Origin of the sequence: Pedobacter sp. PF22-3 (assembly GCF_026239555.1) — a bacterium.
Taxonomy (GTDB): Bacteria; Bacteroidota; Bacteroidia; order Sphingobacteriales; family Sphingobacteriaceae; genus Pedobacter.
Map to the genome: position 1 here is coordinate 24,775 of NZ_JAPIVP010000008.1, position 25,313 is coordinate 50,087.

Below are 25,313 nucleotides of genomic sequence, written 5' to 3' on the forward strand. Positions count from 1 at the left end.
ATTAAGAAATAAAATATTGATTATAGTCTTGCCTGCTTGTTTCAACCACATCTAGTAATTTTATGGAATTATCAACTTCCAATTTTTGTTCCGGAAAAATGGATTTTCCTTGACTCAGGCATTCTTTTATATATTCTTTATTATTATACACAGCATGTTCGGTATGGGTATAAGCCGCAATTTTCTCACTGATGTAGTTTTCATCTCCTAACCATGAATGATGAAAGCCAGCTATTTCAGGAATGCAATACACCTTATCCATAAGTCTAAAATTTTCACCAGCTTTTCTCAAGGTATCATAATCAGATTTCCATTGTTCTCTAAACACTTTTCCTTTTACAATAAAAACCCTGTAACTGTAATCCTTTGGTCCGCCCCACTCTTTACTGAATAAATTAAAATAAAAAGAAGTAAAGTGTAATTTAACAGTAACAATTCCTCTTTTATTTACCTCGCTAATAATCTCTTCGGCGAAACGCGAATCGATAATCTCATCGATATCTGAAAAAATCAGGATGTCATCATCGTTAAACGCCGGAACAAAGTTTTTCCTTTGCATACCTTCGTTATACCACGAAACATTTCTAAACAATTTTGGATGCCAATCGGGTTTATTTGTAAATTTGATATGTGGCACAAATTTTCTGGCCTTCAAGAAAATCTTATCAACATCCAATTTATGATACACCACTTTATTCATATCCTGATGTTCGAAATAAAATGGCTTATGTTGATATTGATGTGTCATATTACATTCCGTAATGTGCAATTCATCGACCCATTTTGCAGATTCTTTTGCATGAATCTCCGCAACTAGATTTTCCTTGAAAAAGGGGCAGCATTCAATTATTCTCATATTTTTTTTATATTTTTTCTTATGATAAGAAATGATTGTAAATAGGTTATTAAGGTTAATATAAAAAAGGCAGCTGCAGAAAGAATTGCAATCCCATTAAGCCCATACTTAAGACTTAAAATATTACCTAAATGAACGTAGGATAACGCAAAAACACCTGTCGCAATTGTTATAGTTAGGACCTTTCCTGTAGCACTTAAAAATGCAACTCCCATTGAATATAGGGCATAAAACATTGCCCACAAGCCAAGAGAAATAAATAGCCAAATATTACTAACATAACTTTTACCCGCAAGCACTTGTAGAAAAAAATTCCCCTTATATGCAAAAATAAAAATTGCAGTTAAAAAGAGTAGAGAGGTAAGCTGTAATGTTCTATTTAAAGTTTTTCGGCACCAAAGCCAGTCTAAACGGTTAATCGCATCTGCATAACCAGCCCATACAGGATTATAAAAACTTAGAAAAACTGTTATAATAAATGTGTAAAGTTTCTGAACAAGATTTAATTCGGCTCCATTAGATAAACTTAAATTCGCAGTTGCTATTAAAGTTGTAGCATTATAGATAAAAGCACCAGATATTTGCAGTATAGCAAATGTTAAACTAAGAAACAGTAGCTTTTTTACCTTTCTAAGAATTTCTAAAAATTTAAAGCTCATCATTCCCCACTTTCTCTTCTTAATAAATACCAAAGTACCGACACAATTAATAAGAAAAGTTATGATGAAAAATGTAAGTGCCGTAATTGTAATATCAGCATCAAAAAAAGCGAGTAAACTTACGATTATTAATGATAATATTCCATTTAGAATATTTTGAATTGCAACCCAAAAGGATTCCTGATAGGCAAAAAACATTGAAGCTCCAATTCCAAATGGAATTCCAAATAAAAATATGGTTTGAACACCTAGTAAAATATTTACTCCTTGATTTTTTAAACTTGTATTTGAAGTATTAAAAACACTGGAGTACCCAATCTGATCCTTAAAAAGAAAAAGTATAATTGATATTAAACAGGCTATAATGATAAAGAAGTATAGAACGGAAAAAAAAAAGGACCGACCTTCTTCATCGCCATAAGCCCCTTTTGGCCTAAGCTCTGCAAGCTTATTTCTCAAAGCATTACCAATCCCGAAATCAGATGTAGCCATTACAGCGGTTGCAGAAGTTATCGCAACCCAAATCCCAAACTCATCCTTTGTATATATTCTAGCTAAAATAGCAATCAACCCAACCCGAGTAAGCGTATTTACGAATGTTGACAGCACCATTAACCCAGATCCATAAATAACAGATTTAGTACGATCTCCAAATTTGTTAATCAAGTTCTTCCCACCACTCACCAGCAACTTTATAGCCATATCCTATTTATTTTGATTTTATTATTTTATCAGATTAAGAATTTGATTCGCAAAATGCTGATCAGTAAATTTTCCATACGACGGACTATTTAAAAATTTGGCAGCATTTTCTTGTAATTCTTTAATTTTTTCCGATGAAATTGACCTAATAAAATTATTTAAATCGCTAAAGTTGGTAAATTGACCGGCATCAATAAAACAATTACTGGGCACATAATTTTCAATATCAGGTGCCCCTAAATATATCGGAATTGTACCGGTAAAAAAGCAATCAAATATCTTCTCGGTAATGTATCCTGGAAATCTAAAATTTTCAAAACAGATTGAGAATTTCATCCTACTTAAAGTTTCAAACTTATCATCTATCTCTAAGGGATTGATTTTTTGTATTTGATTGAAAACTTCAGAATTCAAAGTATTTTTAGTATTCCATCCCCTTCCAAATAAAGCAAAATCATCATATTTAGAAAAATAAATAGCGGCTTCTAATCTGTTTTTATAGAGATCCAAATACTTTTTTTTGTTCAGTTTCTGATAATAACTAAACCATACTGTTTTTTTAAATAAATGCTCAATAAAACCTGGAATGAATTTAAACCGCCTATTAAACATTTGCTTGTTACTGGCAATCATTCCTAAAAATATATCTTTAGTTGGAGAATATTGTTTACTTAGAAAAGTTGAATTGGGCCAGAATAAAGAGATATCATTATTCGAATGGCCAAAAAAACCGAATGCTCCGGGAAACAGGTACGTATACTTAAATTTATATTTTGTTGTGTAGGTGCTATAAAAATATTTTGAAATATTTGGAGATTCTAAACTATATATAAGAAAAGGTATAGCACCTCTTTTTACCAGATCTTCCGTATTTTCAGTATACATCTCACTGATCATATATATTCCACCAACTGCTCTGGATTTGTCAATTTGCCCAGATAGTAATATTTTCACATGATTATTCTCTGCCCATTCATAAAAAATATTAATCCATGATGCTCCTGGCAGTCTCTCTAGATTTTTTTCACTTAGCGGTAGTGATATTATAGATTGATATTGAATATCTAATATTATTTCCATCTTTTTAATTCAGAAATCTTACATTGTTTTTAAGACTTAATAATGTTAATTTTATAAAAGATCGAAAATTATACTTGTATAATATTAAAAAACGCTTGCTAAAAAATGATTTAATAGTTAAATCATTAACAGACTTTAATTCATTGTAAATATTAGTTAATCTAAAAGAGAACAAACCAGAATCCATCCTGCTCATTTTCAACTCCTTAACAAAATACTGAATAAGTTTAATCTTCGCTAAAAAATCATTCTTAAAACTATCCTGTCCGGCATGTATATAATAATTCATTAATGGTGCGGCAATCATAACAACTTTACCTTTATTTGCAACGTCAACTAAAAAAGCTACGTCACAATACTTTCCGCCTTTTGATACGTCAAATTTTATACTTTTTGCTACAGATGCTTTATACATGTAAGAAGGGAAGGGGACAATTAAATTGGGGGATAAATACCTAAGGGCCATCTCCTTACCGTTATGTATAGTTTGATTATTTATTTCGTCTTTTAAAAACCAATGCTTTATTTTTCCACTATGATATATTGTATTTGCATTACAACCAACTGCTACAACATCTTTATCTCGCTTTAATTCAGAAAAAAGATGTTTTAACATACCGGATAACATAATATCATCATCATGAAATATCATGAAGTATTCTGATTTAACATCATTTAAAATCAAATTTAAATGAGATATTACATCTACAGAAGGCGTTCTTTTTATATATCTAACACTATTATTATAATTGCTGTTAATAATTTTTTCAGTTTTATCATCCGTAGAATTATCTGAAACTATAATTTCAAAATTAACTCCTTCTTGATTAAGAATAGAATCTATTGATTTAGTAATTAAATCCGGGCGATTATAACTTGAAATAAAAATTTGCAGCTCTAACATTTGAACTAACTAATATATTTTTTAATAACATCCAAAATATAGTCGTAATGACTTTCGTTTAATCCTGGCCAAACACCTAACCAAAAAGATTGGTTCATAATAGTGTCAGTATTTTTTAAATCTCCAATTTTACGATGCTCAATATTAGCATAAGCAGGTTGCCTTAAAAGGTTTCCAGCAAATAATAATCTGGTACCAATTTTTTTCTCTTCCAAATGTTGTACCAACATATGACGGTCGTTTGAATCCCCTTCTCTCAAAGTCATTAAAAATCCAAACCAAGATGGATCGGAGTTTTGAGTTGGTTCAGGCAGTATAAAGATTTCTTCGAGTTCTTTCATCCTTGAATATAGTGCTGCATAATTCTCTCGACGGCGTTGCACAAAATGATCTAATTTTTTTAATTGAGAAACACCAAATGCTGCTTGCATATCAGTAACCTTTAAATTGAATCCGATATGTGAATAAGTATACTTATGATCGTAACCGTACGGAAGCGTACCTAATTGTTGGCCAAAACGACATCCACATGTATCATCTTTTCCTGGTAAACAGTAACAATCTCTACCCCAATCCCTAAAGCTTTCGGCCAATTTAGCCAATTCTGGATTATTCACAATTACAGCACCACCTTCACCCATAGTAATATGGTGGGCGGGATAAAATGAAAAAGTAGAAATATCACCAAAAGTTCCAGTTTTTTTCCCTTTATATGTTGCTCCCAATGAATCGCAGTCATCCTCAACAACCCAAAGGTTATATTTTTTTGCAACACGCATAACTTCATCCAAATCAAAAGGATTACCCAAAGAGTGTGCTATCATAATAGCTTTAGTTTTAGGAGAAACGGCTTTCTCTAAGTCTTCTGCCAAAACATTGTGCGTAGCTATATCAACATCAACAAATACAGGGATTGCTCCAAACTGGACTATTGGGTTAACAGTAGTTGGAAAACCTGCTGCTACGGTAATTACCTCGTCGCCTGGTTTTATAGCCCGATCGCCTAATTTAGGTGAGGTTAAGGCATAAAATGCTACTAAATTTGCTGAAGAACCTGAATTAACCAATAGTGCTTTTGTTGCCCCAAAATATTGTGCAAATTCATGTTCAAATTGACTCGCAAACCTACCAGCAGTTAACCATCCATCTAACGTAGCATCAACACCTAACATAATATCTTCCTCATCTAAAACCTTCCCAGTTACTGGAATATAGTTTTGGCCAGGAACAATAATCTGTGTTGTTTTCTGCCTGGCAATTTCACGCAAGGCATTTTCTACATTTGAATCAGTAATATTTTTTAACATAATGTTTTGTATTGTGGAATATTATTATCTTTTTTTGAAATCTCATTAAGTACCTTCCATTTCAATTGGCTTTGCAAAGGGCTCCATTTCTGTAATGGGCTTTCCAAAAGCTATTTTTGGATAAGTATTAGTATGCGGATCAACCATTACCTGAACCAATTGCGGTTTATCCTTATTTTCATCCGCCCAAAGCCATGAAACTGCTGATGATATATCTTCCGAACTTTCAATGGTTATTGCATCAATTCCATACGCCATAGCTACCTTTGCAAAATCGGGCGCACTGTAACCCCAATAAGTAGATTGATATCTGGATTCGAAATAACTATCCTGGAATTGCCTGATCATCCCCAAAGTGCGGTTATTTAGGACAACAATTTTAACCTTTAAATTATTTCGGACAATGGTTTGCAATTCTTGGATATTGATTTGCATACAACCATCACCTATGATTACAACTACAGGCTGATTATTAAGTGCTATACATGCACCAATGCCGGCAGGTAATGAAAATCCCATTGCACCCATGCCCCCGGAGGTTAGAAAATGCTGACCTTTACTTAATTCCAGCGATTGTGCTGACCACATTTGATGACTACCTACATCAGCCAGATACACTTTGTTTTCTGCACTGCCCTTTGAAAGTGCATGCATAAATTTATTAGGGTTTATACCATCAGGTGTAAGTTCATTAATATCAGGCCATTCTGCCCTTAGTTCATTCACATGATTTAACCAATCTACTGGTAAATAAAACTCAGCTGATTGTGATGCTTTTTCAAACTGAGGGAAAAAATCGGTAAGATTGGCAACAATTCCTACACAACCGGTTACCCTGTTATTAATCTCGCCACTTTCGCAATCTATATGATAAATTTTTCTATTTTCAATAAATTTAGTGTCAGCTCCTGTTTGACGGATATCTAACCTGCTTCCTAAAACAATCAGTAAGTCACACTCGCCAAATGCAATATTAGCCCAACGGTTGCCATAACTACCTATAAAACCAATCCGCAGGTCGTCATCGTAAGAAATAGTGTCTAGCCCCAATAGGGTGGTTGTTACCGGTATTTGTGTTTTTTGTACAAATTGATCAAAAGCCGATTGGGTATTCGCGGCCTTAATGCCTCGTCCAGCCAAAATTAATGGTCGCTTTGCATTTTTAATATCTTTGATGAGCGCTTTTAAAGTATCCTCAGAGATGACAATAGACTTGTTATCGTGAATAAAATTTTCTCTTACTTCTATTTGTGCCCTTTGCACATTCATCGGGATATCAATTAAAACAGGTCCTGGCCTTCCTTCTATAGCTAAGGCAAATGCCTTTTCAAAAACCTCTTCAAGTTCTTCAGGATCATTAACTAAAAAACAAGCCTTGGTAATTGGCCTTGCCATGGCCACAATGTCTGTTTCCTGAAAGCCCAATTGTCTGATATCACGCTCACCTTTTTGCTCATGCGTATTCACCTGTCCGGTAATAAAAACTGCTGGAGTAGAATCAAAAAAACAGCTGCCTATACCCGTTAATAAATTCGTAGCACCTGGCCCGCTTGTAGCAAGCGCAACGCCTGGTAACCCGGTAATCCTTGCATAACCCTCAGCAGCAAAAGCAGCAGCCTGCTCGTGGTGCATGGTGATAATTTTTATATCTGTTGTTTGATTTAAAGAATCTAAGATATGCGTAATCATCCCCCCAGAAAGTTCGAAAACACTTTCAATTCCCTTTTTGCTTAAAAAGCTAGCTATAAAATCAGACGCTTTCATTATAATACTTATTTAGATAGGTAATAATTTAAGGTTTTTGACAAAGCTACGTTAAAATCAGTAAAATCGACCAAACCAATTTGATTAGTAAGTTTCGTAATATCCCCTTCAATATGCATAGATTGATTTTCACGATAAGGAATGGCACCAAAATTTAATGAAAAAGAAGGATTTATACTATCTCTTAGTTGTATCAATAACGTTTTTAGTTCTTGTGTTTGATTGGCAGAAATATTGTAAACACCTGAATCAATTTTATTCTTCACTATAGATAACAATATCCGAGCAAAATCGCCTGCATATAAATAGGCATACTTTTGTTCTCCTTTGGTAAAATCCATTGCCGATTTTTCTTGCATCGTTTTAATTACTGAAGGAATTAACCAATTATCAGCTTCGCGTTCACCAAATACAGAAAAAACCCTTAACCAGATCCAACTAATTTTATTTAAATCAGCATAGGTTTCCAAAATCTGTAAACAGCTTAATTTCATGCTGGCATAGGCGCTAACAGGATGAACAGCTTGATCTTCAAATACTTTACTGCTTATATTTCCATATTCTGCCTGCGAACCTAAAAAAATAAATTTGTCAATTTTTAGCGTTTGTGTAATTTCTAAAAGAGCAACGAGCAGTTCGATATTTTTAGATTGAAGTGACCAGTTGTTTCGATCTTGTGCCTCTACGCCAATCCATGCACAATGGATAATTACAGTTGGCTCTTTTTCAATTACCTGCTGTTTCCAATCATTTTGGCCATCCAAATCAATCCAATCTATTTTACCTTCAAATGCCTTACACCTCCAGGTATCCGAAGAAGATCTTTTCAAGCCAATAATATTAATATCGCTTTTACTTAAGCGCTCAGCAATGTGCGAACCTAAAAAACCGGTAGCTCCGGTAATTAATACATTATGCATTTAGATAATCTAAAATCTGTGTTGCGGTAATGTCATCAATATCTGATTTATTATACACAAATGATTTATACCAATTTATAGTTGTTTCAACCGCTGTACCAGCATTTAACTTTGGTTGCCATTTTAAGTCGGATATTGCTTTACTAATATCTAATTTTAACAAACCAGCCTCATGAGGCTGATCTGCTACCTGCTCTATTCTAAAACTGCCTGTTCCCCAACACTTGATTGCTAGCGAAAGCATTTCTTTTACAGGCAGAGCATCAGCAGAATATGGACCAAAATTATAAGCTTCTCCGAATTTTACCGGATCTGCATCTAAATTCATTCCTAATACCAGGTAAGCAATAACTGGTTCTAAAACATGTTGCCATGGCCGCACTGAATTTGGATTTCTAATTATAATTTCCTGACTTTTGGAAAGTGCCTTTGCAATGTCAGGTATCAAACGATCTTTTGACCAATCACCTCCTCCAATCACATTTCCAGCTCTACCAATGGCAATACCTTTTTTATGTATACTTAGTTTAGTCTTATTAAAAAAGGATTTTTTGTATGAATCTATTACCAATTCTGTGCAAGCTTTGCTTGCACTGTATGGATCATAGCCACCTAAGCGATCATTTTCACGATAAGGATATTCCCATTCGTTGTTGTGATATACCTTATCAGTTGTTATTAAAACAACTGAACATTTTTTTTCTAACAGTCGTACGCCATCTAACAAATTGGCAGTGCCAATCGCGTTTACCTCAAAAGTTTCAGAAGGAATTTCGTAAGATAGCCTAACGAGGGGCTGTGCCGCAAGGTGAAAGATGAAATCCGGTTGAAAATCCAAAATTGCCGTTTTAAGTATCTCACGATCACGTAGATCACTGATTATAGATTCGCATATTTGATCGCCATGTATCAAATAATATAAATCATTTTCATTTTGAGGCGCCAAAGCATATCCCTTAACTTTTGCTCCCAAAAGTTGAAGCGTTTTTAACATCCATGCCCCTTTAAAACCGGTATGTCCCGTTAAAAATATCTTCTTTCCTTCGTAAGTTTCTTTTAATCTATTCAACATGTTACCAGATTTTCCATTTAGCTTCTCCGCTACTCCAAAGCTGTTCCAATTCAATTCTATCTCTTAAAGCATCCATAGGTTTCCAAAAACCAGAATGTTTGAAAGCAGCCAATTGACCATCACTGGCAATTTCTTTCAGTGGAACATTTTCCCACTGAATGTTATCCATTTCGCCTTCAAGGTATTTAAATATACCAGGCTCTAATACAAAGAATCCACCGTTAATCCACATCCCGTCTCCTTGTGGTTTCTCTACAAAGTGATTAACTTTTCCATTCTCATCCATCTCGATATTACCGAAACGGCCAGGAGTTTGAATACTCGTTAACGTCGCTAATCTGCCATGATTTTTATGAAATTCGACTAATTTAGTAATATCAATGTCAGCTACGCCATCCCCATAAGTTAGCATAAAGGTTTCATCCTTAACATATTTCTGAATTTTCTTAATACGACCAGCTGTATTAGTGGTTAATCCAGTATCAACTAGGGTAACTTTAAATGATTCTGAATTAGAAAAATGTACGTCAACCTTGTTTTTCTCAATATCAATAGAAACATCAGAATTGTAGAGGTAGTAATTTAAGAAATACTCTTTAATACTTTGTGCTTTATAGCCCAGACACAATACAAAGTCGTTATAACCATAGGCCTCATAGATTTTCATGATATGCCATAAAATGGGTTTACCACCAATTTCAACCATCGGCTTTGGGCGAGCTTCAGTCTCTTCCATTAATCGGGTTCCCAAACCACCTGCTAAAATTACTACCTTCATGTTTTTTTAACTTAATATTTCTATGTGTACGTTTTCTGTTAAGGGATGTGAACAGCACAGCAAAAACTCATCACTTGCAAGATCATCTCTTTTTTTATTTAATCCAATCATCTTGGCATTACCACTAATCAATTTTCCTTTACAGGTGCTACAATTACCTGTTTGACAGGAGTATGGTAATTCAATATCAGCATTTAAAGCAGCCTCTAAAATACTTTTTCCTTTCACAACTTCCAGCTGATATGGTTTCCCATCAAAATTTAATTGTACCTTTTGGGTATGCACATCGATAAAATCTTTTGGATCCTTTACCAGTTCAAAATCTTCAGAAAATACATTTTCTAGCGAGCCGAATTTATATAGAATGGCACTTTTTACAGAATCTTTTAAGCCGGTAGGTCCACAAATATAATGCGCACATTTTTTTTCATCCAAACTTTCATCTAAGATCTGTAAAGCTTTAGCCTGATCAATTCTTCCCTGAATTAAATGCGGATTAGTCTCATCAATAAACAATTTGGTATGAAAATGACGTACAGTAAACCGATCCGGATATTTACTTTTCAATTGTTCAATCTGTTCTTTAAAAATTGTGCTTTCATGGTTTTTATTGCCATAATTCAAATGAACATTTACAGTTACTGTAACCGATAGGACATACTTGATTATTGAAATTAATGGAGTAATCCCGCTTCCTACTCCCCAAAAATAAATATCTTCAAAAGGCTGTTCCTTATCATAAACAAAATCTCCCATAGGAGGCATTACCTCAATAACATCACCAACCTTCACCATGTCGTTAATGTGGTTTGATACCAAGCCATTTTCTACACGCTTAATTGTAATTTCTAGAAAAGATTCGATACCAGGACAAGAGGAAAACGAATACGGACGAATATAACGGCGACCATTAATTCTCAAAATTATGGTAAGATATTGACCTGCCTCGTATTTAATTTTTTTCAACCCTGGTTGCCTAAAGCATAAGGTAACCGTATCTTCGGTTTCTTGTCTAATTTCCGCAACCTTTAAAGTATAATTCATTATATTAATGCTTTACTTTTAAAATCAGCATAAGCAATTTTCAATCCATCTTCGAGCTTTACCTTATATTTCCAGCCTAAATTGGATAACTTATTTACATCCATTAGTTTGCGAGGCGTTCCATCAGGTTTCGACAGATCAAATCTGATTTCACCGTCAAAACCAATCACATTTTTAACTGCTTTAGCCAAATTAGCGATGCTCAAATCTTCTCCACAACCTACATTAACCAACCCTTTTTCATTATAATTTTGCATTAAATAATAGCAAGCATCTGCCAGATCATCAGCGAATAAAAATTCGCGCTTTGGGGTACCAGTACCCCAAATAGTTACTGAAGATAAATTTTGATCTTTTGCTTCATGAAACCTTCTGATCAGAGCAGGTAATACATGAGAGTTTTCGGGGTGATAGTTATCATTTAAACCATAAAGATTAGTTGGCATAACCGAAATATAGTTACATCCGTACTGGTCCCTGTAGGCATCACACATTTTAATTCCGGCAATTTTTGCTATAGCATAGGGTTCATTTGTTGGTTCTAACTCGCCCGTTAATAAATATTCTTCTTTTAATGGCTGCGGAGCCAATTTTGGGTAAATACATGATGAGCCTAAAAACATTAACTTTTTAACATCATGTATTCTGGATGCTTCTATGATATTGCCTTGAATCATCAAATTATCATACAAGAATTCACCTCTATAGGTATTGTTGGCTACAATACCTCCCACTTTAGCTGCAGCTAAAAAGACATACTCAGGTTGGTTAGATTCAAACCAATTGAAAACAGATAACTGACTACGCAGATCTAATGTTTTAGAGTCTGCAACTAATATATTTTGAAAACCTTCTGCTTCTAATTTACGCTTGATTGCAGAACCTACCATACCGCGATGTCCAGCAATATAAATTGCAGATGATTTATCCCGAAGATACAAATCTGACATTATTCGTATTGATTTTTGATGGTGTAACCGTGCGATTTTAACAACGTTTCTTTTTTGAAGTGATCCACATCAGCCGCTACCATTTCCTTAACTAACGCCGCTAAATCATATTTTGGTACCCAACCTAATTTAGTTTTTGATTTAGTTGGATCACCAATCAATAAATCAACCTCAGTTGGTCGAAAATAAGCCGGATCTACTCCTACCACTTCGGTTCCGATAGCTACTTGAAATTCAGGTTTTGAACATGCGGTCACAATACCTTTTTCTTCAACACCTTCTCCAACAAAATCAATCGTAATTCCAACTTCGGCAAAAGCCAAACGCACAAATTCGCGCACTCTTGTTGTAACTCCGGTAGCAATTACAAAATCTTCCGCAACGTCCTGCTGTAAAATTCTCCACATGGCTTCAACATAGTCCTTAGCATGTCCCCAGTCGCGCTCCGCATCAAGATTTCCTAAAAACAATTTTGTCTGTAAGCCCTGAGCAATTTTAGCAACTGCTCGTGTAATTTTACGGGTTACGAAAGTCTCTCCCCTCAAAGGGCTTTCGTGATTAAATAAAATACCGTTACAAGCAAATATACCATAAGCTTCGCGATAGTTTACTGTAATCCAATAGGCATACATTTTGGCTACAGCGTACGGTGATCGTGGATAAAATGGAGTAGTTTCTGATTGTGGTACTGCTTGTACCAAACCATACAATTCTGAGGTACTTGCCTGATAAATTTTAGTTTTGTTTTCTAATCCTAAAATCCTCAATGCCTCCAATAAACGTAATGTGCCTATGCCATCAGCATTTGCCGTATATTCAGGAGTATCAAAACTTACTTTAACATGACTCATTGCCCCAAGGTTATAGATTTCGTCAGGCTGAACATCTTTAATGATCCTGATTAAATTGGTTGAATCAGATAGGTCTCCATAATGAAGCTTAAACCTTACATTTTCATCATGAGGATCTTGATACAAATGATCAATACGATCAGTATTAAAAAGAGAACTTCTTCTCTTAATACCATGAACCATATAACCTTTTTCTAGTAATAGTTCTGCAAGATATGTTCCATCTTGGCCAGTTATTCCTGTAATTAGTGCGACCTTCATTTATTTTGTTTAGCGAATTTTAAACTTATTTAATATTTTACCAAAAATGTTAGAATCATTTTCCTGTTGACCGTAAGTTCCATAACCATAACCGTAACCGTAATCCTTATTGATGATATCATTAACAACAATACCTAAGTTTTTCATTTTGTTACTTCTATAGAGCTCCTCAACAATCTTTAACTGATCTTTTTGCGTTACTTTTTGTCTTACCAGATACAATATTGCATCAGCATATACAGATAATAGCTGGGCATCTGTAATAATACCAACAGGAGGTGCATCCATTATGATATAATCAAACTCTTTTTTTAAGTCTTCAATCAACTGTGGTACCCGTTCGTTCATTAAGGTTTCTGCAGGATTAGGTGGTAAAGGACCAGAAGAGATGATAAACATATTCTTATTAATGCTTAAAGGTTGAATAATGTCATAAACCTTTACATCTGAATTTATTGTATAATTACTAAAGCCCATATTATTAGCTACTTCTAGTTTTGCTGATAATCCTGGTTTTCGTAAATCCAATTCCATGAGCAAAACTTTTTTACCGGTTAGGGCCAGAATATTACCTAGATTAATCGCAGTAAACGACTTTCCTTCACCACTCATGCTTGAGGTAAGCAAAATAATTTTTTCTTGTTTTGTTTTTAAATAAAAAGAGAGGTTGGTTCGCAATGCCCTAAACTGCTCTGATATGGCTGATCTTCCCTGATTAGCAACAATCAAATTGTCGGAACTTGAGTTATGGCTAATTTCGCCAATAACCGGTACCTGGGTTAATCCAACAATCTGATCTTTGGTTCTTATCGATGTATTTAACAGATCTTGGCCAAAAATTGCTATCATAGGTAAAAGTATACCAATAATCAATCCAATTAAGTATATGATACTTTTTCTTGGACTGATTGGCTTTACATTTGCTTTTGGAGGATCTATGGTTTTTGCAACCGAGATATTAGATGTTTTAGAAATAGCAGTTTCTTCTGCTTTCTGCATTAAAAAGATATAAAGTTCTTGTTTTATTTGCTGGTTACGCGCTAGTTTTAAATAGTTTTTTTCAATTTGAGGCACACCCGAAATTTGCCCCTCAGCAGAACTTAATTGGCTTTTTAGTTTATTTCTGGTCAGAATATATGAATTTTTTGTACTTTGTATATTCGACAGGATATCATTCCTAAGTCCTTGAATCTGTCTGTCTATATTCTGAATAAATGGACTTTCTTCAGTAACACTTAGTAATTGTCTTTCCCTTTCTACCAATAACGCATTATATTGACTCATGAGATTAGAAAAAACTAAATCTTGCGGCATAAGCGATGATGGGAAAACCCTTTTATTTTTCTCATAATCCTTTAAGTACTTCTCCAAATCATTGAGAACTGTCACTTGAGTTTCTGCCTTAGCTAATTCGGTAGAGAATTCTCCTGTATTTTTTACAAGTAGTCGCCCTTGTTCACTCATATCAGCTAATTGGTTTTGTTGCTTAAAGCTTTCCACTTTATTTTCAACATCACCAAGTTCAGAAGCAATTTTATTTAAGCGTTCCTTTATAAATTTATAAGTACTATCAGCAATCGCATTTTTATCACTTAAATTTGCTTCTGTATATTTATTTATCAAAGTATTTAAAATATCTTCGCCCTTATTAGGCAAAGAATACGACAAAACTAAATCAATGATACTAACTTGTTTGTTACTAACATTAACCGCTAATTGAGACATTAATTCGGCAACACGCGAATCAATTGATTTTACTACAACATAATACTCTGCATTGTCAAGTTTTTCAATCTGGTTTGCCTCAACCTGTATAATGCCGACCCCATTTACGCTTAAACTTTCACCTAAACTAATTTCCTTTTCAAAGTTTGGTGTACTAATTTTGATCTTATTGTTTGAAACTTTTTGAACTTCAAATAAAGTTGTTTTAATCGTATCAACCCCTTTTAAAATATTGAATTTAAACGGGGCATGATATAATTCACGACTAATTAAGTTACTTTTTTTCGTATAAATGATATTAAGTTGCATTTGCCTGACAACCTGCTCCATTAAAAAGCGAGTTTTCAATATTTCAACCTCATTATCTACAGAGTTTTTACTTCCCATTAAGCCACCCAAATCCATCAATGCTCCAGCTTGCTTAGCAATACTGCCACCCTTTTCATCATCATTCACTAATAATTTAGCATTAATTTGAAATGTTGGTGGGGTATATAATATATATGTAAAGGCAACAGCCAAACAAATAAATATACTAATTAGAAACCATGGCCATTTTTCAATAAGTTTGCCAAATATATCTTTTAGGTTTATACTCTCAACTTCCTCTACGTTTTTCACTGTATTTTTATCAGGTATATTATTCATTAAATGGTTAGATTATCTGAAGCTTGAAATAGCTAAAACAATTACAGAAACAACCGAAGCTATTACACCAATAGTTTGTACTTGCGCAGAATTAGAAGCGGATACTTTACGTTTATTTGGTTCAACATAAATTACGTCGTTTTGTCTTAAATAATAGAATGGACTATTAAAGATTTCACTAGAATTTAGATTTAATCGAGCAAATTCTTTCTTGCCATTATTATCCCTAACAATCAGCACATTATCACGTTTTCCATAGATAGTTAAATCACCGGCCAGGCTCAAAGCATCTAAAATACTTACTTTTTCATTTGGTAAAGTATAAGCTGAAGGAGCATTTACCTCTCCTAAAACACTTACTTTAAAATTCGAAAAGCGAAGTTGAACATTTGGTTCCTTATAAAACACGCTTGACTTATCGCGGATGAGTTCTCTTGCCTGAAAGGTTGTAAGCCCAGCTACCTTAATTTTTCCAATTAGAGAAAGTTCAATCTCTCCGTTCTTATCTACCAAAAAACCTGTATTTTGAGTTGTAAGACTATTATTCGTATTGCCCCCTAATGATGGTGTTGAGGCTGCCTGATTTATAATCGCACCACTCTGAGGATTTAAGGTGAATACATTAATACTCAATATATCATCAGATTGAATTATAGGTTCAGTAAACTTAATAGCATTATCAAGCTGCGCTTGGTTAACAGTTTGAATATCTTGAAAATAAGCAATCTTTTTATTACTAATACAAGAGGATGTAAAAATCATAACAAGAACTAAACCTGCTATTTTTATTAGAGAACTATTTTTATTCATAAGTATATATCTGTTGAAAATGAAATTGACCATTTTAAACAGCTTGCAAACTTAATCATTTAATTGTAATATCTAAAAGTCTTATCATTTAGAAATTATAATTAAGAGAAACCAAGTTTAAATAATTGAGTATTTCTATATAATTTCAAAAGTTACATTAAGCATAAACGGATCCAAAAATTTCTTGATTCTTAAAAGGATAATTTCCCAAAAAATCATATAATTTACCAGATTGTACTGCATCGATCAATGTACTTAAATGTTTATCATGATGAAGATCAGTTCCAGCAAAGTCATACATCTTTTCCTTTAGCAAAATCTCCGCCAACTGTTTCACATCTTTCCCATAATAACCCAAAATAGAGAGAAGATTCATTTGAAATAAACAGCCTTTTTCTTTAAACCGCTTTAACCTGCTTTTATCTTTAAAATAAAAAGTGTAGCGCTCCGGATGAGCTAAAATTGGTTTATAGCCTTTAATTTCTAAATCAAATATGGTTTGACTAATCCCTGGACTTTCATTTAAATAAGACATCTCAATCAACAAATGTTTCTGATCTAAAGTACATAACGGGCGATCCATTTTAAAATCCTGATCAACCATATACTCTGCACCGGCGCTTAGTTTCAAAGAAACATTAGCTTTATCCATCTCTTGTTGTAGTGAATCTTTTGCACTAAAGATTATTTCTTTTGTATTTGGATACAACTCTTGGTAGATATGAGGTGTAGCGATTAGCTGATCAAACCCCAGTTCCTGTAAAGATTTAACAAAACGCAAAGATGTAGATAAATCTGGGGAACCGTCATCTATGCCGGGTAGGATATGCGAATGAATATCAACACCTAACCAGGAAATATCAGTAATTTTATTTTTTTTACTAAAAAAGTTAAACATTATTATAAGGAAATATTAAATCAATTACTTGACTATAAGTTAACGAATCACCTCAATTCATTCGAAGACATCCATTAAACGAATTACTCTACAAAAAAGTCTATGAGATGAGGTAAATCTAACCTAATTCATTGGAATTATCAATAAGCAGTAGACTAAAACAGACAAAAAGTAGAAATAATGACGAAAAACAATTTATTATTCAAAGGATGAGTACTTATTATTTATTGTAGCCAACGCTTCCCAATTATCTTGATTCTAACGATCATCCTACAGTGAACCTCACACCTTCCGAACCCTTTGCTACCTTATTCACTAGTTTTTATTCATCTTTTCTTTACTATTCCTTTACCTTTTACGTAATAAAAAGGTAAAGAACAGGTAAGCCAGAGGTAACCATGGGGTTAACTTGGTGCCCAGAAAGGGTAAACAAAGGGTAAAGGATGGGTAAGCAAATATTAATATTAAATAGCCATATTATAACCTTGCATCAGCCAGCTCCCTGTTGATAAAAGATTTAGTATCGAAAATAATAGTACCCTGTTCTCTAAATCTTTGGTAATCAATATCCAGAAACTGATGATGAGCTACGGCTAAAATAACTACGTCATAATGTTTGAAATTGTTATTTTCCAGCATCTGGATATGATATTCAGCGTTCACGTCAATTGGGTTGGCCCAGGGATCGTACACATCTACCTGCATACTGAAAGATTTAAGTTCTTTATAGATATCAATTACCCTCGTATTCCGGGTATCCGGGCAATTTTCTTTAAAAGCGAAGCCCAGAATGAGTGCTCTCGCGCCATTAATCACCTTATCTTTTGCCACCAACATCTTGATTACCTTATTGGCAACAAACATGCCCATATTATCATTCACTCTTCTGCCAGACAGAATTACTTCAGGTTTGTAGCCCAAAGCTTCTGATTTATGGGCCAAATAGTAGGGATCAACTCCAATGCAATGCCCTCCAACCAAACCCGGTTTGTAATTTAAGAAATTCCATTTGGTAGCCGCTGCCGCCAATACATCAGCCGTATCGATTTCCATACGGTCGAAAATTAAAGCCAGTTCATTGACGAAGGAAATATTGACATCCCGTTGTGCATTTTCTATCGCTTTTGAGGCCTCGGCCACTTTAATGCTAGGTGCCAAATGTGTACCAGCAGTTATAATGGAAGCGTAAAGCAGATCGATCTCGGCCGCAATGGCAGGTGTAGAACCTGAAGTCACCTTTTTTATTTTGGTCAGGGTATTGATTTTATCTCCTGGATTGATCCTTTCCGGGGAATAGCCACAGAAGAAATCTATATTAAATTTGAGCCCAGACACTTTCTCCAAAACAGGAACACAATCTTCTTCTGTGCAGCCAGGATAAACGGTAGATTCATAAATCACAGTATCGCCTGGTTTCAAAACCGTGGCTAACATTTTACTAGCCGCAAGTAAAGGTTCCAGATCAGGACGTTTAAGATGATCGATAGGTGTAGGTACCGTAACGATATAAATCGTACACATGGCTAGATCAGACAGGTTAGCACTCAATGCCAATCCATTTTCTTCATCTGTTGGAGAACAGACCAACATCAGATCATCCAGATTTGCTTCGTGGGTACGATCTTCCAGACGTTTAAGTTCTTCTACACGGCTTTCACTGGTATCGAAACCAATAACCTTATACTTTTTTGCAAATTCGATAGCCAGCGGGAGCCCAACATAACCTAAACCTATAATCGCAATTTGCTTATTTGTATTCATTTTTACTTCGGTGATTGGGCAAAGATAAGATAAATCAGTAAAGCTTAATTCTTTTAACCACAGCGGACGCAAAGAGGATGCGCGAAGGACACAGCGTTGGATGGAGCGCAATGCTTAAATGAACTTACATTTCTTGCATGGTAAAAATGGCATATATGCATTTTAAACATCCATCGCTGCGCTAGCATTGACAGACTCTATACGAAAACCCGTCATTTGGAGCGAAGCACCGCGAAGTGGAGAGATCTACCTCGAGACAGATTTAGCTTTGCTGAGCACTACATGGTTCTCGACTACGTTGCACTTCGCTCGAAATGACGATACCTGGAGGAGAATTAAAATTACCCCTAAGTCGACAACCAAATAAAAATAGATCGCCAATAAACACTTTTGCATTTATCGGCGATTAATAAGTGTATATTTTAAACCAATTTATTTAATCTGCTTCAGCAAGTAACTGCCATAACCACTTTTAACCAGTGGAGTAGCAATGGCTTTTAATTGTTCTGCATTGATAAAACCCATACGATAAGCAATTTCTTCAATACAACCGATTTTTAAGCCTTGTCGCTCTTCAATAATCTGTACGAATTGACCTGCCTGCATTAAAGAAGCAAAAGTTCCGGTATCTAACCAGGCTGTTCCACGACTGAGTACACCCACCTTCAGTTTACCACGCTCCAGATACACACGGTTCACATCGGTAATTTCATATTCACCCCTAGGAGATGGCTTCACATTTTTGGCGATTTCCACTACTTCATTATCATAAAAGTATAAACCTGGAACAGCATAATCTGATTTTGGCTGAATCGGCTTTTCTTCAATAGATATAGCATTTTTATTGTTATCAAACTCAACTACACCATAACGTTCCGGATCTGAAACCTGGTAGGCAAATACGACTCCACCCTCCGGATCAGCGCTCTCCTGCAATAATCTGGACATACCATCTCCGTAGAAAATGTTATCGCCTAAAACCAAAGCGACTTTATCTGTTCCAATAAAATCGGCACCAATAACAAAGGCCTGAGCAAGTCCGTTAGGTTCTGCCTGTACCGCATAGCTGAATTTACAGCCCAGCGAAGCACCATCACCTAATAATTTCTCAAAATTAGGCAGATCATGCGGGGTAGAGATAATCAAAATTTCTTTTATCCCGGCTAACATTAAAGTTGATAAAGGATAATAAATCATCGGTTTATCGTAAACCGGCATCATTTGCTTGCTACAGGCAAGGGTTAAGGGATGCAAACGGGTACCGCTGCCACCAGCTAAGATTATACCTTTCATACTAGTATTAGATTTGAGATTTGAGACATTAGATTTGAGACGAAATGGCTCTATCTCAACATCTATATTACTTCTATTTATTAATTTGTTTTATACACTCCACTAAACTATCTCTCCAATAAGGGATTTCAATATTAAATGTATTTTTTATTTTAGACTTATCCATTACCGAAAATGCTGGTCGTGTGGCTTTGGTTGGGTAGGCAGATCCGGGAATTGGATTTACGCTGACATCAGTTTCGCTAATATCACAAATGGCTTTGGCAAAATCGAACCATGAAGTTACGCCTTCATTACTGTAATGATATATCCCATACGATTTCGATGAGGATACAATGATATCAAAAATAGTATTTGCCAAATCTATGGCATAAGTTGGCGTACCCACCTGATCGGCTATGATATTTAACTCATCACGTTCAGCACCGAGCTTTAGCATGGTTTTCACAAAGTTATTGGCATATTCAGAATATAACCAGCTGGTGCGGATAATAAAGTGAGTTGGTAATATTTCAGCCACGGCCTTTTCGCCATCCAGTTTAGTTACCCCATAAATATTAATCGGCTTAGCTTCATCTTCTTCTTTGAGCAATTTCACTTCATTCCCTTCGAAAACAAAATCGGTAGAAACGTGAACCAAAGTAATACTATTTGCCAAACAGGCAGCAGCCAGATTAGCTGCCCCGGTTTCATTAATGGCTTTAGCCAGATCAACCTCATCTTCTGCTTTATCAACAGCCGTATAAGCGGCACAGTTGATTACGTAAACGGGCTGTTCTTTAGCTAAAAGATTCTTTAAACCTTCTACATTTAAAATGTTGGCATCCTGTTCTGCCGGAAAAACGATTTCAGTAATTCCTCTACGTTCTGCCACGACCTTTAAACACTGGCCTAATTGTCCGCCAGCACCAATCACTAATATTTTAGCCATGTTGTAATTCAGCAAATGGTTTTAAAAGCATGTCTTTTTCAGAGATCGACTCCATTCCGGCTGGAATGAGCCAGTCAATATTCAGGTCGGTATCGTTATAGATCACACCCGTTTCTGAAGCTTTGTTATAAAAATTGTCGCACTTGTAAAGAAACTCTACCGTTTCGCTGAGTACCGAAAAGCCATGTACAAATCCACGTGGAATATACAATTGCAATTTATTTTCGGCACTTAAACGTACCGCAACATGTTGACCGTAAGTTGGAGAACCTGGGCGAACATCTACCGCTACATCCAGCACTTCGCCCTTGGTTACGCGCACCAATTTTGCTTGTGCAAAAGCACCGGTTTGCGCATGTAAACCACGGATTACGCCATATGATGAATACGATTGGTTGTCCTGTACAAATGCACCGGAAAGGCCGGTTTTATCTTCGAAAGTTTGCTGGTTGAAACTTTCGAAAAAGTAACCACGTGCATCATCAAAAACCCTTGGTTTTAAAATCAGGCAGTCTTTTATCCCTGTTTCTGTAATTTCCATTATTTAGTGCTGTACTGCTGCTCGTAATAAGATTGGTAATTGCCTGAAGTAACGTTGTTTAACCAGTCTTCATTTTGTAAATACCAATCAACCGTTTTAGCCAAACCTTCTTCAAATTGTAAACTTGGCACCCAGTCCAATTGATTTTGTAATTTACTTGAATCGATAGCATAACGTAAATCGTGTCCGGCCCGATCAGTTACATAGGTAATCAATTTGGCTGATTCACCTGCTTCGCGGCCCAATTTTTGATCCATAATGGTACAAAGCAAATTAATCAGATCGATATTTTTCCACTCGTTATGGCCACCAATGTTGTAAGTATCTCCTGTTTTCGAATTGTGAAAAATTACATCAATTGCTCTCGCGTGGTCTTCTACCCATAACCAATCGCGGACATTTTCACCTTTACCATAAACTGGAACAGGTTTATTATTTTTGATATTATTAATGGCTAAAGGAATCAGTTTCTCTGGAAAATGGTGCGAACCATAATTATTTGAGCAATTAGAGATCACGCAGTCCATACCATACGTATCATGATAAGCACGCACAAAATGATCTGAACTTGCTTTTGATGCCGAATAAGGGCTATGTGGATCATAAGCGGTAGTTTCAGTAAACATACCTTCTTCGCCTAACGCGCCATAAACCTCATCGGTACTTACATGGTAAAAACGTTTTTTGTCGTAATCACCTTTCCAAAATTCGCGGGCGGCATTTAATAAATTTACCGTACCAATTACATTGGTCATTACAAAAGCAGTTGGATCAGCAATAGACCGATCTACATGGCTTTCTGCTGCAAGGTGAATCACAGCGTCGAAATTTTCTGCTTTAAACAGATCATACATTGCTTTAGCATCTGTAATGTCTTGCTTTACAAATCTGTAGTTTGGCTTGTTTTCGATATCGGTTAAGTTGGCCAGATTACCCGCATAAGTCAATTTATCTAAATTGACAATCTCATATTGAGGATAGTTGTTAACAAAGCGACGGACTACATGGGAACCAATAAAGCCTGCTCCACCAGTGATTAAGATTTTTTTCACAAAAGATAGATTTATATAACGCTAAAATAAGTTAGATAAACTAAAAAATCACTCTTTTTGAATTAAAAAACAAAAATGAACAGATCAAATGCTCTTATATGTACTTTTAACAAAAAAAGGTTACATATTAACTTATATTACTTAATTTTTAGAAAAAAAATCAAATGATAACTTATTGGCTTAATCCAATCGCCTAAAAAGTTATTTCACTTACATACAAAGTAGGTTATTAAGGGTTTTAAATAGAAATGAACACAAATAATGAATTGGAATATTGAATTAATTTAAAAATACCCAAAATTACTGATAACTAAAAAGTAGTTAATTAATAAATAGAAATCAAGGTCTATTACATTGCCGCTACTGAACTTTCTAATTCCTTATACCACTCTTCTCCATACTTACGAATCAGTGGTCCCTTTAAAAAGCTATATACCGGAACCTTAAGCTCGCGGCCGAAGGTACAGGCATCATGGCAGATGTGCCAGCGGTCATAGTTCAGCACCTCGAATTCCGGATATTTGGTGATCCGGATAGGGTAAAGGTGGCAGGAAATCGGCTTCTGCCAATCTACAATCCCCTGCTCGTATGCTTTTTCAATAGCGCATTTGGTAATCCCGCCTTCAAACAACACATAAGCGCACTCTTTATTTTTATCGACACAAGGGGTGGTTAAATCGCCATCTTCATCCACTACATAAACCCCTTGCTCCTCAATAGCTTTAATACCCTTTTCGTTTAACAGGTGTTTGATTTTCGGATAAATCTCTTCCAGAACGGCTTTTTCGTCATGATCCAAAGGTGCGCCAGAATCGCCTTCCACACAGCAGATTCCTTTACATTTGCTTAAATTACAAACAAAATTCTCCTTCAATACATCTTCGTGCACCAGCACCTGTTCTACTTCTATCATCATTATTCTTTTGCTAAAGCATATTTCAGCCCACTGGCCGACTTTAATTCCATTGTAACCGCACCAACCAATATTTCAACCTGCGCCTTAACCGGCACCCGGTTACCATCATCAGTTACCCAAAGGTATAAACGGCTATCTTTTTTAAAGATCCGGCCAGGCTTAATCGATGGGCTAAATTTCAAACAGCGAATGTTACCTAATTTATTCTTAACCGTTTCTTTACCTACATATTCTACCTCAAGCGCTGAAATTTCATCGCCCAGGAAATAGTTCAATTTAAACTTATCCCCAACTTTGATTTTACTCATATCCAGGCTCCGCGCAAAATAATAAGCGGAAACCAGATCAAAAGTTTGATTAGTCGGTGTAGTAAAGGTCCCTCTATTGGAAACTACTTTCTTTCCATCCTGGTTAAAACGCGCCTTATCTTGCCTTTTATAACTGGCCTCACGGATATTCTCCTGGTAGAAATATGGTAAAAGATCAGTTTTATCAATGTAGGAATCGTAATGATCCCTTATTTTATAAAAAATATCAAAGGTACCCGAAGTCTGCGCGTCAACCGTAAGTTTGTATGTAGGCTTGTTATCAAACTTTAAATCAGAATTGGTTACTTTAATCGTGGCTTCTGCCGCGGTGATAAACCCATACCTTAATTTATACTGTAAAACTTCACCCTCCTGAAATACAGCTTCTTTCTTGAGAGGAAGTTGCTGAGCCATCGTAAAAAGACTACATAGACCAACCGTAACCGTTATCAATAATTTTTTCATTGCTTTTGTACTCATTTGTGTGTTATGAGGAAAAAACCATTTTTAAAAATGTAATTAAATTTTCCCTTTATGAAGATATACAAAAAGCCAACCAAAATTTAATCTTTCTTATATTCATGCTTAAGTACGAACCGAAGATCGGTTAATAATATTCCCTTTGAACCCTACTTCCGATATTTAAGTTAAAGTGCCACCGTGATCCCGAAGCCTCAGGATCACCGTCTATTTTTCGAAAGATGCTGAAATGAATTCAGCATGACGATCACTTAAGACAAGGAAGCTTAAAAATTTAATCTTTTCTTTTATAAACCGGTACAGTAGAGCAAGGCTCGCCAAACATAATGCTTTTAACAACTGGTGTGAGCAGATTGGTAACTTCTACATACGCAGCAACCGGCACCTCAATATCGCCGCATCCTTTCACCACCACACGCTCGTTCGCATAATCCTCTGGATTAATTTTAGCCAATGCCTTGGTAAATAAAACCGCTTCTAATGTATTTAAGTCGCCAAATACGACTTCATTAGCATAGGGTTTTAGCTTATTGGCCAAAAGCATATAAGCCCAGGTAGGCACAATGGCATCTGCAGAGCAGGTGATCGCTACATTCTTATCCTGATACTGTGCCCAATCGTGATCCTTTATAAATGCCCGAAAATCTTTTTCCCTCAGCATTAAACCGTGAAACAGATTATCTACAATATCATAGACTACCCTTTCTCCTTTATGATAAAAATCTTCAAGGTTCAAAGTAATTAAACCACTATTGGCAACTTTATTGATGATGTTTTCCTGAATTTCCATGACCTTAAATAA

23 protein-coding genes are annotated in these 25,313 nt (G+C 35.3%); all 23 read right to left on the reverse strand.

The window, feature by feature from the left end:
* Position 1 precedes the first annotated feature (1 nt).
* Positions 2 to 856, reverse strand: a complete 855-nt coding sequence (locus OQX63_RS11760; RefSeq protein WP_265851066.1) for a hypothetical protein — start codon at positions 854 to 856, stop codon at positions 2 to 4.
* Entirely contained in the window at positions 853 to 2,217 is a 1,365-nt protein-coding gene (locus tag OQX63_RS11765) for a lipopolysaccharide biosynthesis protein (RefSeq protein ID WP_265851067.1), read from the reverse strand. Before OQX63_RS11765 ends, OQX63_RS11760 begins: the two co-directional genes overlap by 4 nt.
* Before the next feature lie 21 nt (positions 2,218 to 2,238).
* Complete coding sequence (locus tag OQX63_RS11770) at positions 2,239 to 3,297, reverse strand: glycosyltransferase family 10 domain-containing protein (RefSeq protein ID WP_265851068.1); 1,059 nt, start codon at positions 3,295 to 3,297, stop codon at positions 2,239 to 2,241.
* Between the two features lie 4 nt (positions 3,298 to 3,301).
* Positions 3,302 to 4,201, reverse strand: coding sequence for a glycosyltransferase family A protein (locus tag OQX63_RS11775; protein WP_265851069.1), 900 nt, complete (start codon positions 4,199 to 4,201; stop codon positions 3,302 to 3,304).
* Positions 4,202 to 4,206: 5 nt separating this feature from the next.
* Entirely contained in the window at positions 4,207 to 5,508 is a 1,302-nt protein-coding gene (gene rfbH / locus OQX63_RS11780) for a lipopolysaccharide biosynthesis protein RfbH (protein WP_265851070.1), read from the reverse strand.
* Positions 5,509 to 5,553: 45 nt separating this feature from the next.
* The gene (locus OQX63_RS11785; protein ID WP_265851071.1) at positions 5,554 to 7,272 is read right to left on the reverse strand and encodes a thiamine pyrophosphate-binding protein; all 1,719 of its coding nucleotides are present in this window, start codon (positions 7,270 to 7,272) and stop codon (positions 5,554 to 5,556) included.
* Between the two features lie 8 nt (positions 7,273 to 7,280).
* Complete coding sequence (locus OQX63_RS11790) at positions 7,281 to 8,192, reverse strand: NAD-dependent epimerase/dehydratase family protein (protein WP_265851072.1); 912 nt, start codon at positions 8,190 to 8,192, stop codon at positions 7,281 to 7,283.
* A complete protein-coding gene (gene rfbG, locus OQX63_RS11795; protein WP_265851073.1) occupies positions 8,185 to 9,264 on the reverse strand; it encodes a CDP-glucose 4,6-dehydratase in 1,080 nt (359 codons plus the stop codon). Before rfbG ends, OQX63_RS11790 begins: the two co-directional genes overlap by 8 nt.
* Position 9,265: 1 nt before the next feature.
* Positions 9,266 to 10,042 carry a glucose-1-phosphate cytidylyltransferase gene (rfbF, locus tag OQX63_RS11800; RefSeq protein ID WP_265851074.1) on the reverse strand — a complete coding sequence of 259 codons (777 nt, stop codon included), beginning with the start codon at positions 10,040 to 10,042 and terminating at the stop codon, positions 9,266 to 9,268.
* Between the two features lie 6 nt (positions 10,043 to 10,048).
* Entirely contained in the window at positions 10,049 to 11,086 is a 1,038-nt protein-coding gene (locus OQX63_RS23330) for a ferredoxin--NADP reductase (RefSeq protein ID WP_322974381.1), read from the reverse strand.
* A complete protein-coding gene (locus OQX63_RS11815; protein WP_265851075.1) occupies positions 11,086 to 12,036 on the reverse strand; it encodes a GDP-L-fucose synthase family protein in 951 nt (316 codons plus the stop codon). The genes OQX63_RS23330 and OQX63_RS11815 overlap by 1 nt, the downstream gene beginning before the upstream one ends.
* Positions 12,036 to 13,148 (reverse strand): GDP-mannose 4,6-dehydratase, encoded by a 1,113-nt coding sequence (gmd, locus tag OQX63_RS11820; protein WP_265851076.1) that lies wholly within the window; start codon positions 13,146 to 13,148, stop codon positions 12,036 to 12,038. The genes OQX63_RS11815 and gmd overlap by 1 nt, the downstream gene beginning before the upstream one ends.
* 9 nt (positions 13,149 to 13,157) lie before the next feature.
* The gene (locus OQX63_RS11825) at positions 13,158 to 15,521 is read right to left on the reverse strand and encodes a GumC family protein (protein ID WP_265851077.1); all 2,364 of its coding nucleotides are present in this window, start codon (positions 15,519 to 15,521) and stop codon (positions 13,158 to 13,160) included.
* 12 nt (positions 15,522 to 15,533) lie between these two features.
* On the reverse strand, positions 15,534 to 16,331 hold the full coding sequence (locus tag OQX63_RS11830) for a polysaccharide biosynthesis/export family protein (RefSeq protein WP_265851078.1): 798 nt from the start codon (positions 16,329 to 16,331) through the stop codon (positions 15,534 to 15,536).
* 157 nt (positions 16,332 to 16,488) lie between these two features.
* Positions 16,489 to 17,229 carry a tyrosine-protein phosphatase gene (locus OQX63_RS11835; protein ID WP_265851079.1) on the reverse strand — a complete coding sequence of 247 codons (741 nt, stop codon included), beginning with the start codon at positions 17,227 to 17,229 and terminating at the stop codon, positions 16,489 to 16,491.
* 477 nt (positions 17,230 to 17,706) lie between these two features.
* Positions 17,707 to 18,990 (reverse strand): nucleotide sugar dehydrogenase, encoded by a 1,284-nt coding sequence (locus OQX63_RS11840; RefSeq protein ID WP_265851080.1) that lies wholly within the window; start codon positions 18,988 to 18,990, stop codon positions 17,707 to 17,709.
* A gap of 432 nt (positions 18,991 to 19,422) precedes the next feature.
* On the reverse strand, positions 19,423 to 20,283 hold the full coding sequence (gene rfbA, locus OQX63_RS11845; RefSeq protein ID WP_265851081.1) for a glucose-1-phosphate thymidylyltransferase RfbA: 861 nt from the start codon (positions 20,281 to 20,283) through the stop codon (positions 19,423 to 19,425).
* A 73-nt stretch (positions 20,284 to 20,356) separates the two neighbouring features.
* Positions 20,357 to 21,214 (reverse strand): dTDP-4-dehydrorhamnose reductase, encoded by an 858-nt coding sequence (gene rfbD, locus OQX63_RS11850; protein ID WP_265851082.1) that lies wholly within the window; start codon positions 21,212 to 21,214, stop codon positions 20,357 to 20,359.
* Positions 21,207 to 21,755 carry a dTDP-4-dehydrorhamnose 3,5-epimerase gene (gene rfbC / locus OQX63_RS11855; protein WP_090497942.1) on the reverse strand — a complete coding sequence of 183 codons (549 nt, stop codon included), beginning with the start codon at positions 21,753 to 21,755 and terminating at the stop codon, positions 21,207 to 21,209. Before rfbC ends, rfbD begins: the two co-directional genes overlap by 8 nt.
* Positions 21,755 to 22,807 (reverse strand): dTDP-glucose 4,6-dehydratase, encoded by a 1,053-nt coding sequence (gene rfbB, locus OQX63_RS11860; protein ID WP_265851083.1) that lies wholly within the window; start codon positions 22,805 to 22,807, stop codon positions 21,755 to 21,757. The genes rfbC and rfbB overlap by 1 nt, the downstream gene beginning before the upstream one ends.
* 349 nt (positions 22,808 to 23,156) lie before the next feature.
* Positions 23,157 to 23,720 carry a DUF3109 family protein gene (locus OQX63_RS11865; RefSeq protein ID WP_132396046.1) on the reverse strand — a complete coding sequence of 188 codons (564 nt, stop codon included), beginning with the start codon at positions 23,718 to 23,720 and terminating at the stop codon, positions 23,157 to 23,159.
* A gap of 2 nt (positions 23,721 to 23,722) precedes the next feature.
* Positions 23,723 to 24,496, reverse strand: coding sequence for a DUF3108 domain-containing protein (locus tag OQX63_RS11870; RefSeq protein ID WP_265851248.1), 774 nt, complete (start codon positions 24,494 to 24,496; stop codon positions 23,723 to 23,725).
* Between the two features lie 289 nt (positions 24,497 to 24,785).
* Entirely contained in the window at positions 24,786 to 25,301 is a 516-nt protein-coding gene (locus tag OQX63_RS11875) for a DUF2480 family protein (RefSeq protein WP_265851084.1), read from the reverse strand.
* Positions 25,302 to 25,313 lie beyond the last annotated feature (12 nt).

Excerpts from the sequence above, each read along its gene's own strand:
- OQX63_RS11760 (WP_265851066.1), bottom strand. The coding sequence starts at position 856 with ATGAGAATAATTGAATGCTGCCCCTTTTTCAAGGAAAATCTAGTTGCG.
- OQX63_RS11765 (WP_265851067.1), bottom strand. The coding sequence starts at position 2,217 with ATGGCTATAAAGTTGCTGGTGAGTGGTGGGAAGAACTTGATTAACAAA.
- OQX63_RS11770 (WP_265851068.1), bottom strand. The coding sequence starts at position 3,297 with ATGGAAATAATATTAGATATTCAATATCAATCTATAATATCACTACCG.
- OQX63_RS11775 (WP_265851069.1), bottom strand. The coding sequence starts at position 4,201 with ATGTTAGAGCTGCAAATTTTTATTTCAAGTTATAATCGCCCGGATTTA.
- rfbH (WP_265851070.1), bottom strand. The coding sequence starts at position 5,508 with ATGTTAAAAAATATTACTGATTCAAATGTAGAAAATGCCTTGCGTGAA.
- OQX63_RS11785 (WP_265851071.1), bottom strand. The coding sequence starts at position 7,272 with ATGAAAGCGTCTGATTTTATAGCTAGCTTTTTAAGCAAAAAGGGAATT.
- OQX63_RS11790 (WP_265851072.1), bottom strand. The coding sequence starts at position 8,192 with ATGCATAATGTATTAATTACCGGAGCTACCGGTTTTTTAGGTTCGCAC.
- rfbG (WP_265851073.1), bottom strand. The coding sequence starts at position 9,264 with ATGTTGAATAGATTAAAAGAAACTTACGAAGGAAAGAAGATATTTTTA.
- rfbF (WP_265851074.1), bottom strand. The coding sequence starts at position 10,042 with ATGAAGGTAGTAATTTTAGCAGGTGGTTTGGGAACCCGATTAATGGAA.
- OQX63_RS23330 (WP_322974381.1), bottom strand. The coding sequence starts at position 11,086 with ATGAATTATACTTTAAAGGTTGCGGAAATTAGACAAGAAACCGAAGAT.
- OQX63_RS11815 (WP_265851075.1), bottom strand. The coding sequence starts at position 12,036 with ATGTCAGATTTGTATCTTCGGGATAAATCATCTGCAATTTATATTGCT.
- gmd (WP_265851076.1), bottom strand. The coding sequence starts at position 13,148 with ATGAAGGTCGCACTAATTACAGGAATAACTGGCCAAGATGGAACATAT.
- OQX63_RS11825 (WP_265851077.1), bottom strand. The coding sequence starts at position 15,521 with ATGAATAATATACCTGATAAAAATACAGTGAAAAACGTAGAGGAAGTT.
- OQX63_RS11830 (WP_265851078.1), bottom strand. The coding sequence starts at position 16,331 with ATGAATAAAAATAGTTCTCTAATAAAAATAGCAGGTTTAGTTCTTGTT.
- OQX63_RS11835 (WP_265851079.1), bottom strand. The coding sequence starts at position 17,229 with ATGTTTAACTTTTTTAGTAAAAAAAATAAAATTACTGATATTTCCTGG.
- OQX63_RS11840 (WP_265851080.1), bottom strand. The coding sequence starts at position 18,990 with ATGAATACAAATAAGCAAATTGCGATTATAGGTTTAGGTTATGTTGGG.
- rfbA (WP_265851081.1), bottom strand. The coding sequence starts at position 20,283 with ATGAAAGGTATAATCTTAGCTGGTGGCAGCGGTACCCGTTTGCATCCC.
- rfbD (WP_265851082.1), bottom strand. The coding sequence starts at position 21,214 with ATGGCTAAAATATTAGTGATTGGTGCTGGCGGACAATTAGGCCAGTGT.
- rfbC (WP_090497942.1), bottom strand. The coding sequence starts at position 21,755 with ATGGAAATTACAGAAACAGGGATAAAAGACTGCCTGATTTTAAAACCA.
- OQX63_RS11865 (WP_132396046.1), bottom strand. The coding sequence starts at position 23,720 with ATGATAGAAGTAGAACAGGTGCTGGTGCACGAAGATGTATTGAAGGAG.
- OQX63_RS11870 (WP_265851248.1), bottom strand. The coding sequence starts at position 24,496 with ATGAAAAAATTATTGATAACGGTTACGGTTGGTCTATGTAGTCTTTTT.
- OQX63_RS11875 (WP_265851084.1), bottom strand. The coding sequence starts at position 25,301 with ATGGAAATTCAGGAAAACATCATCAATAAAGTTGCCAATAGTGGTTTA.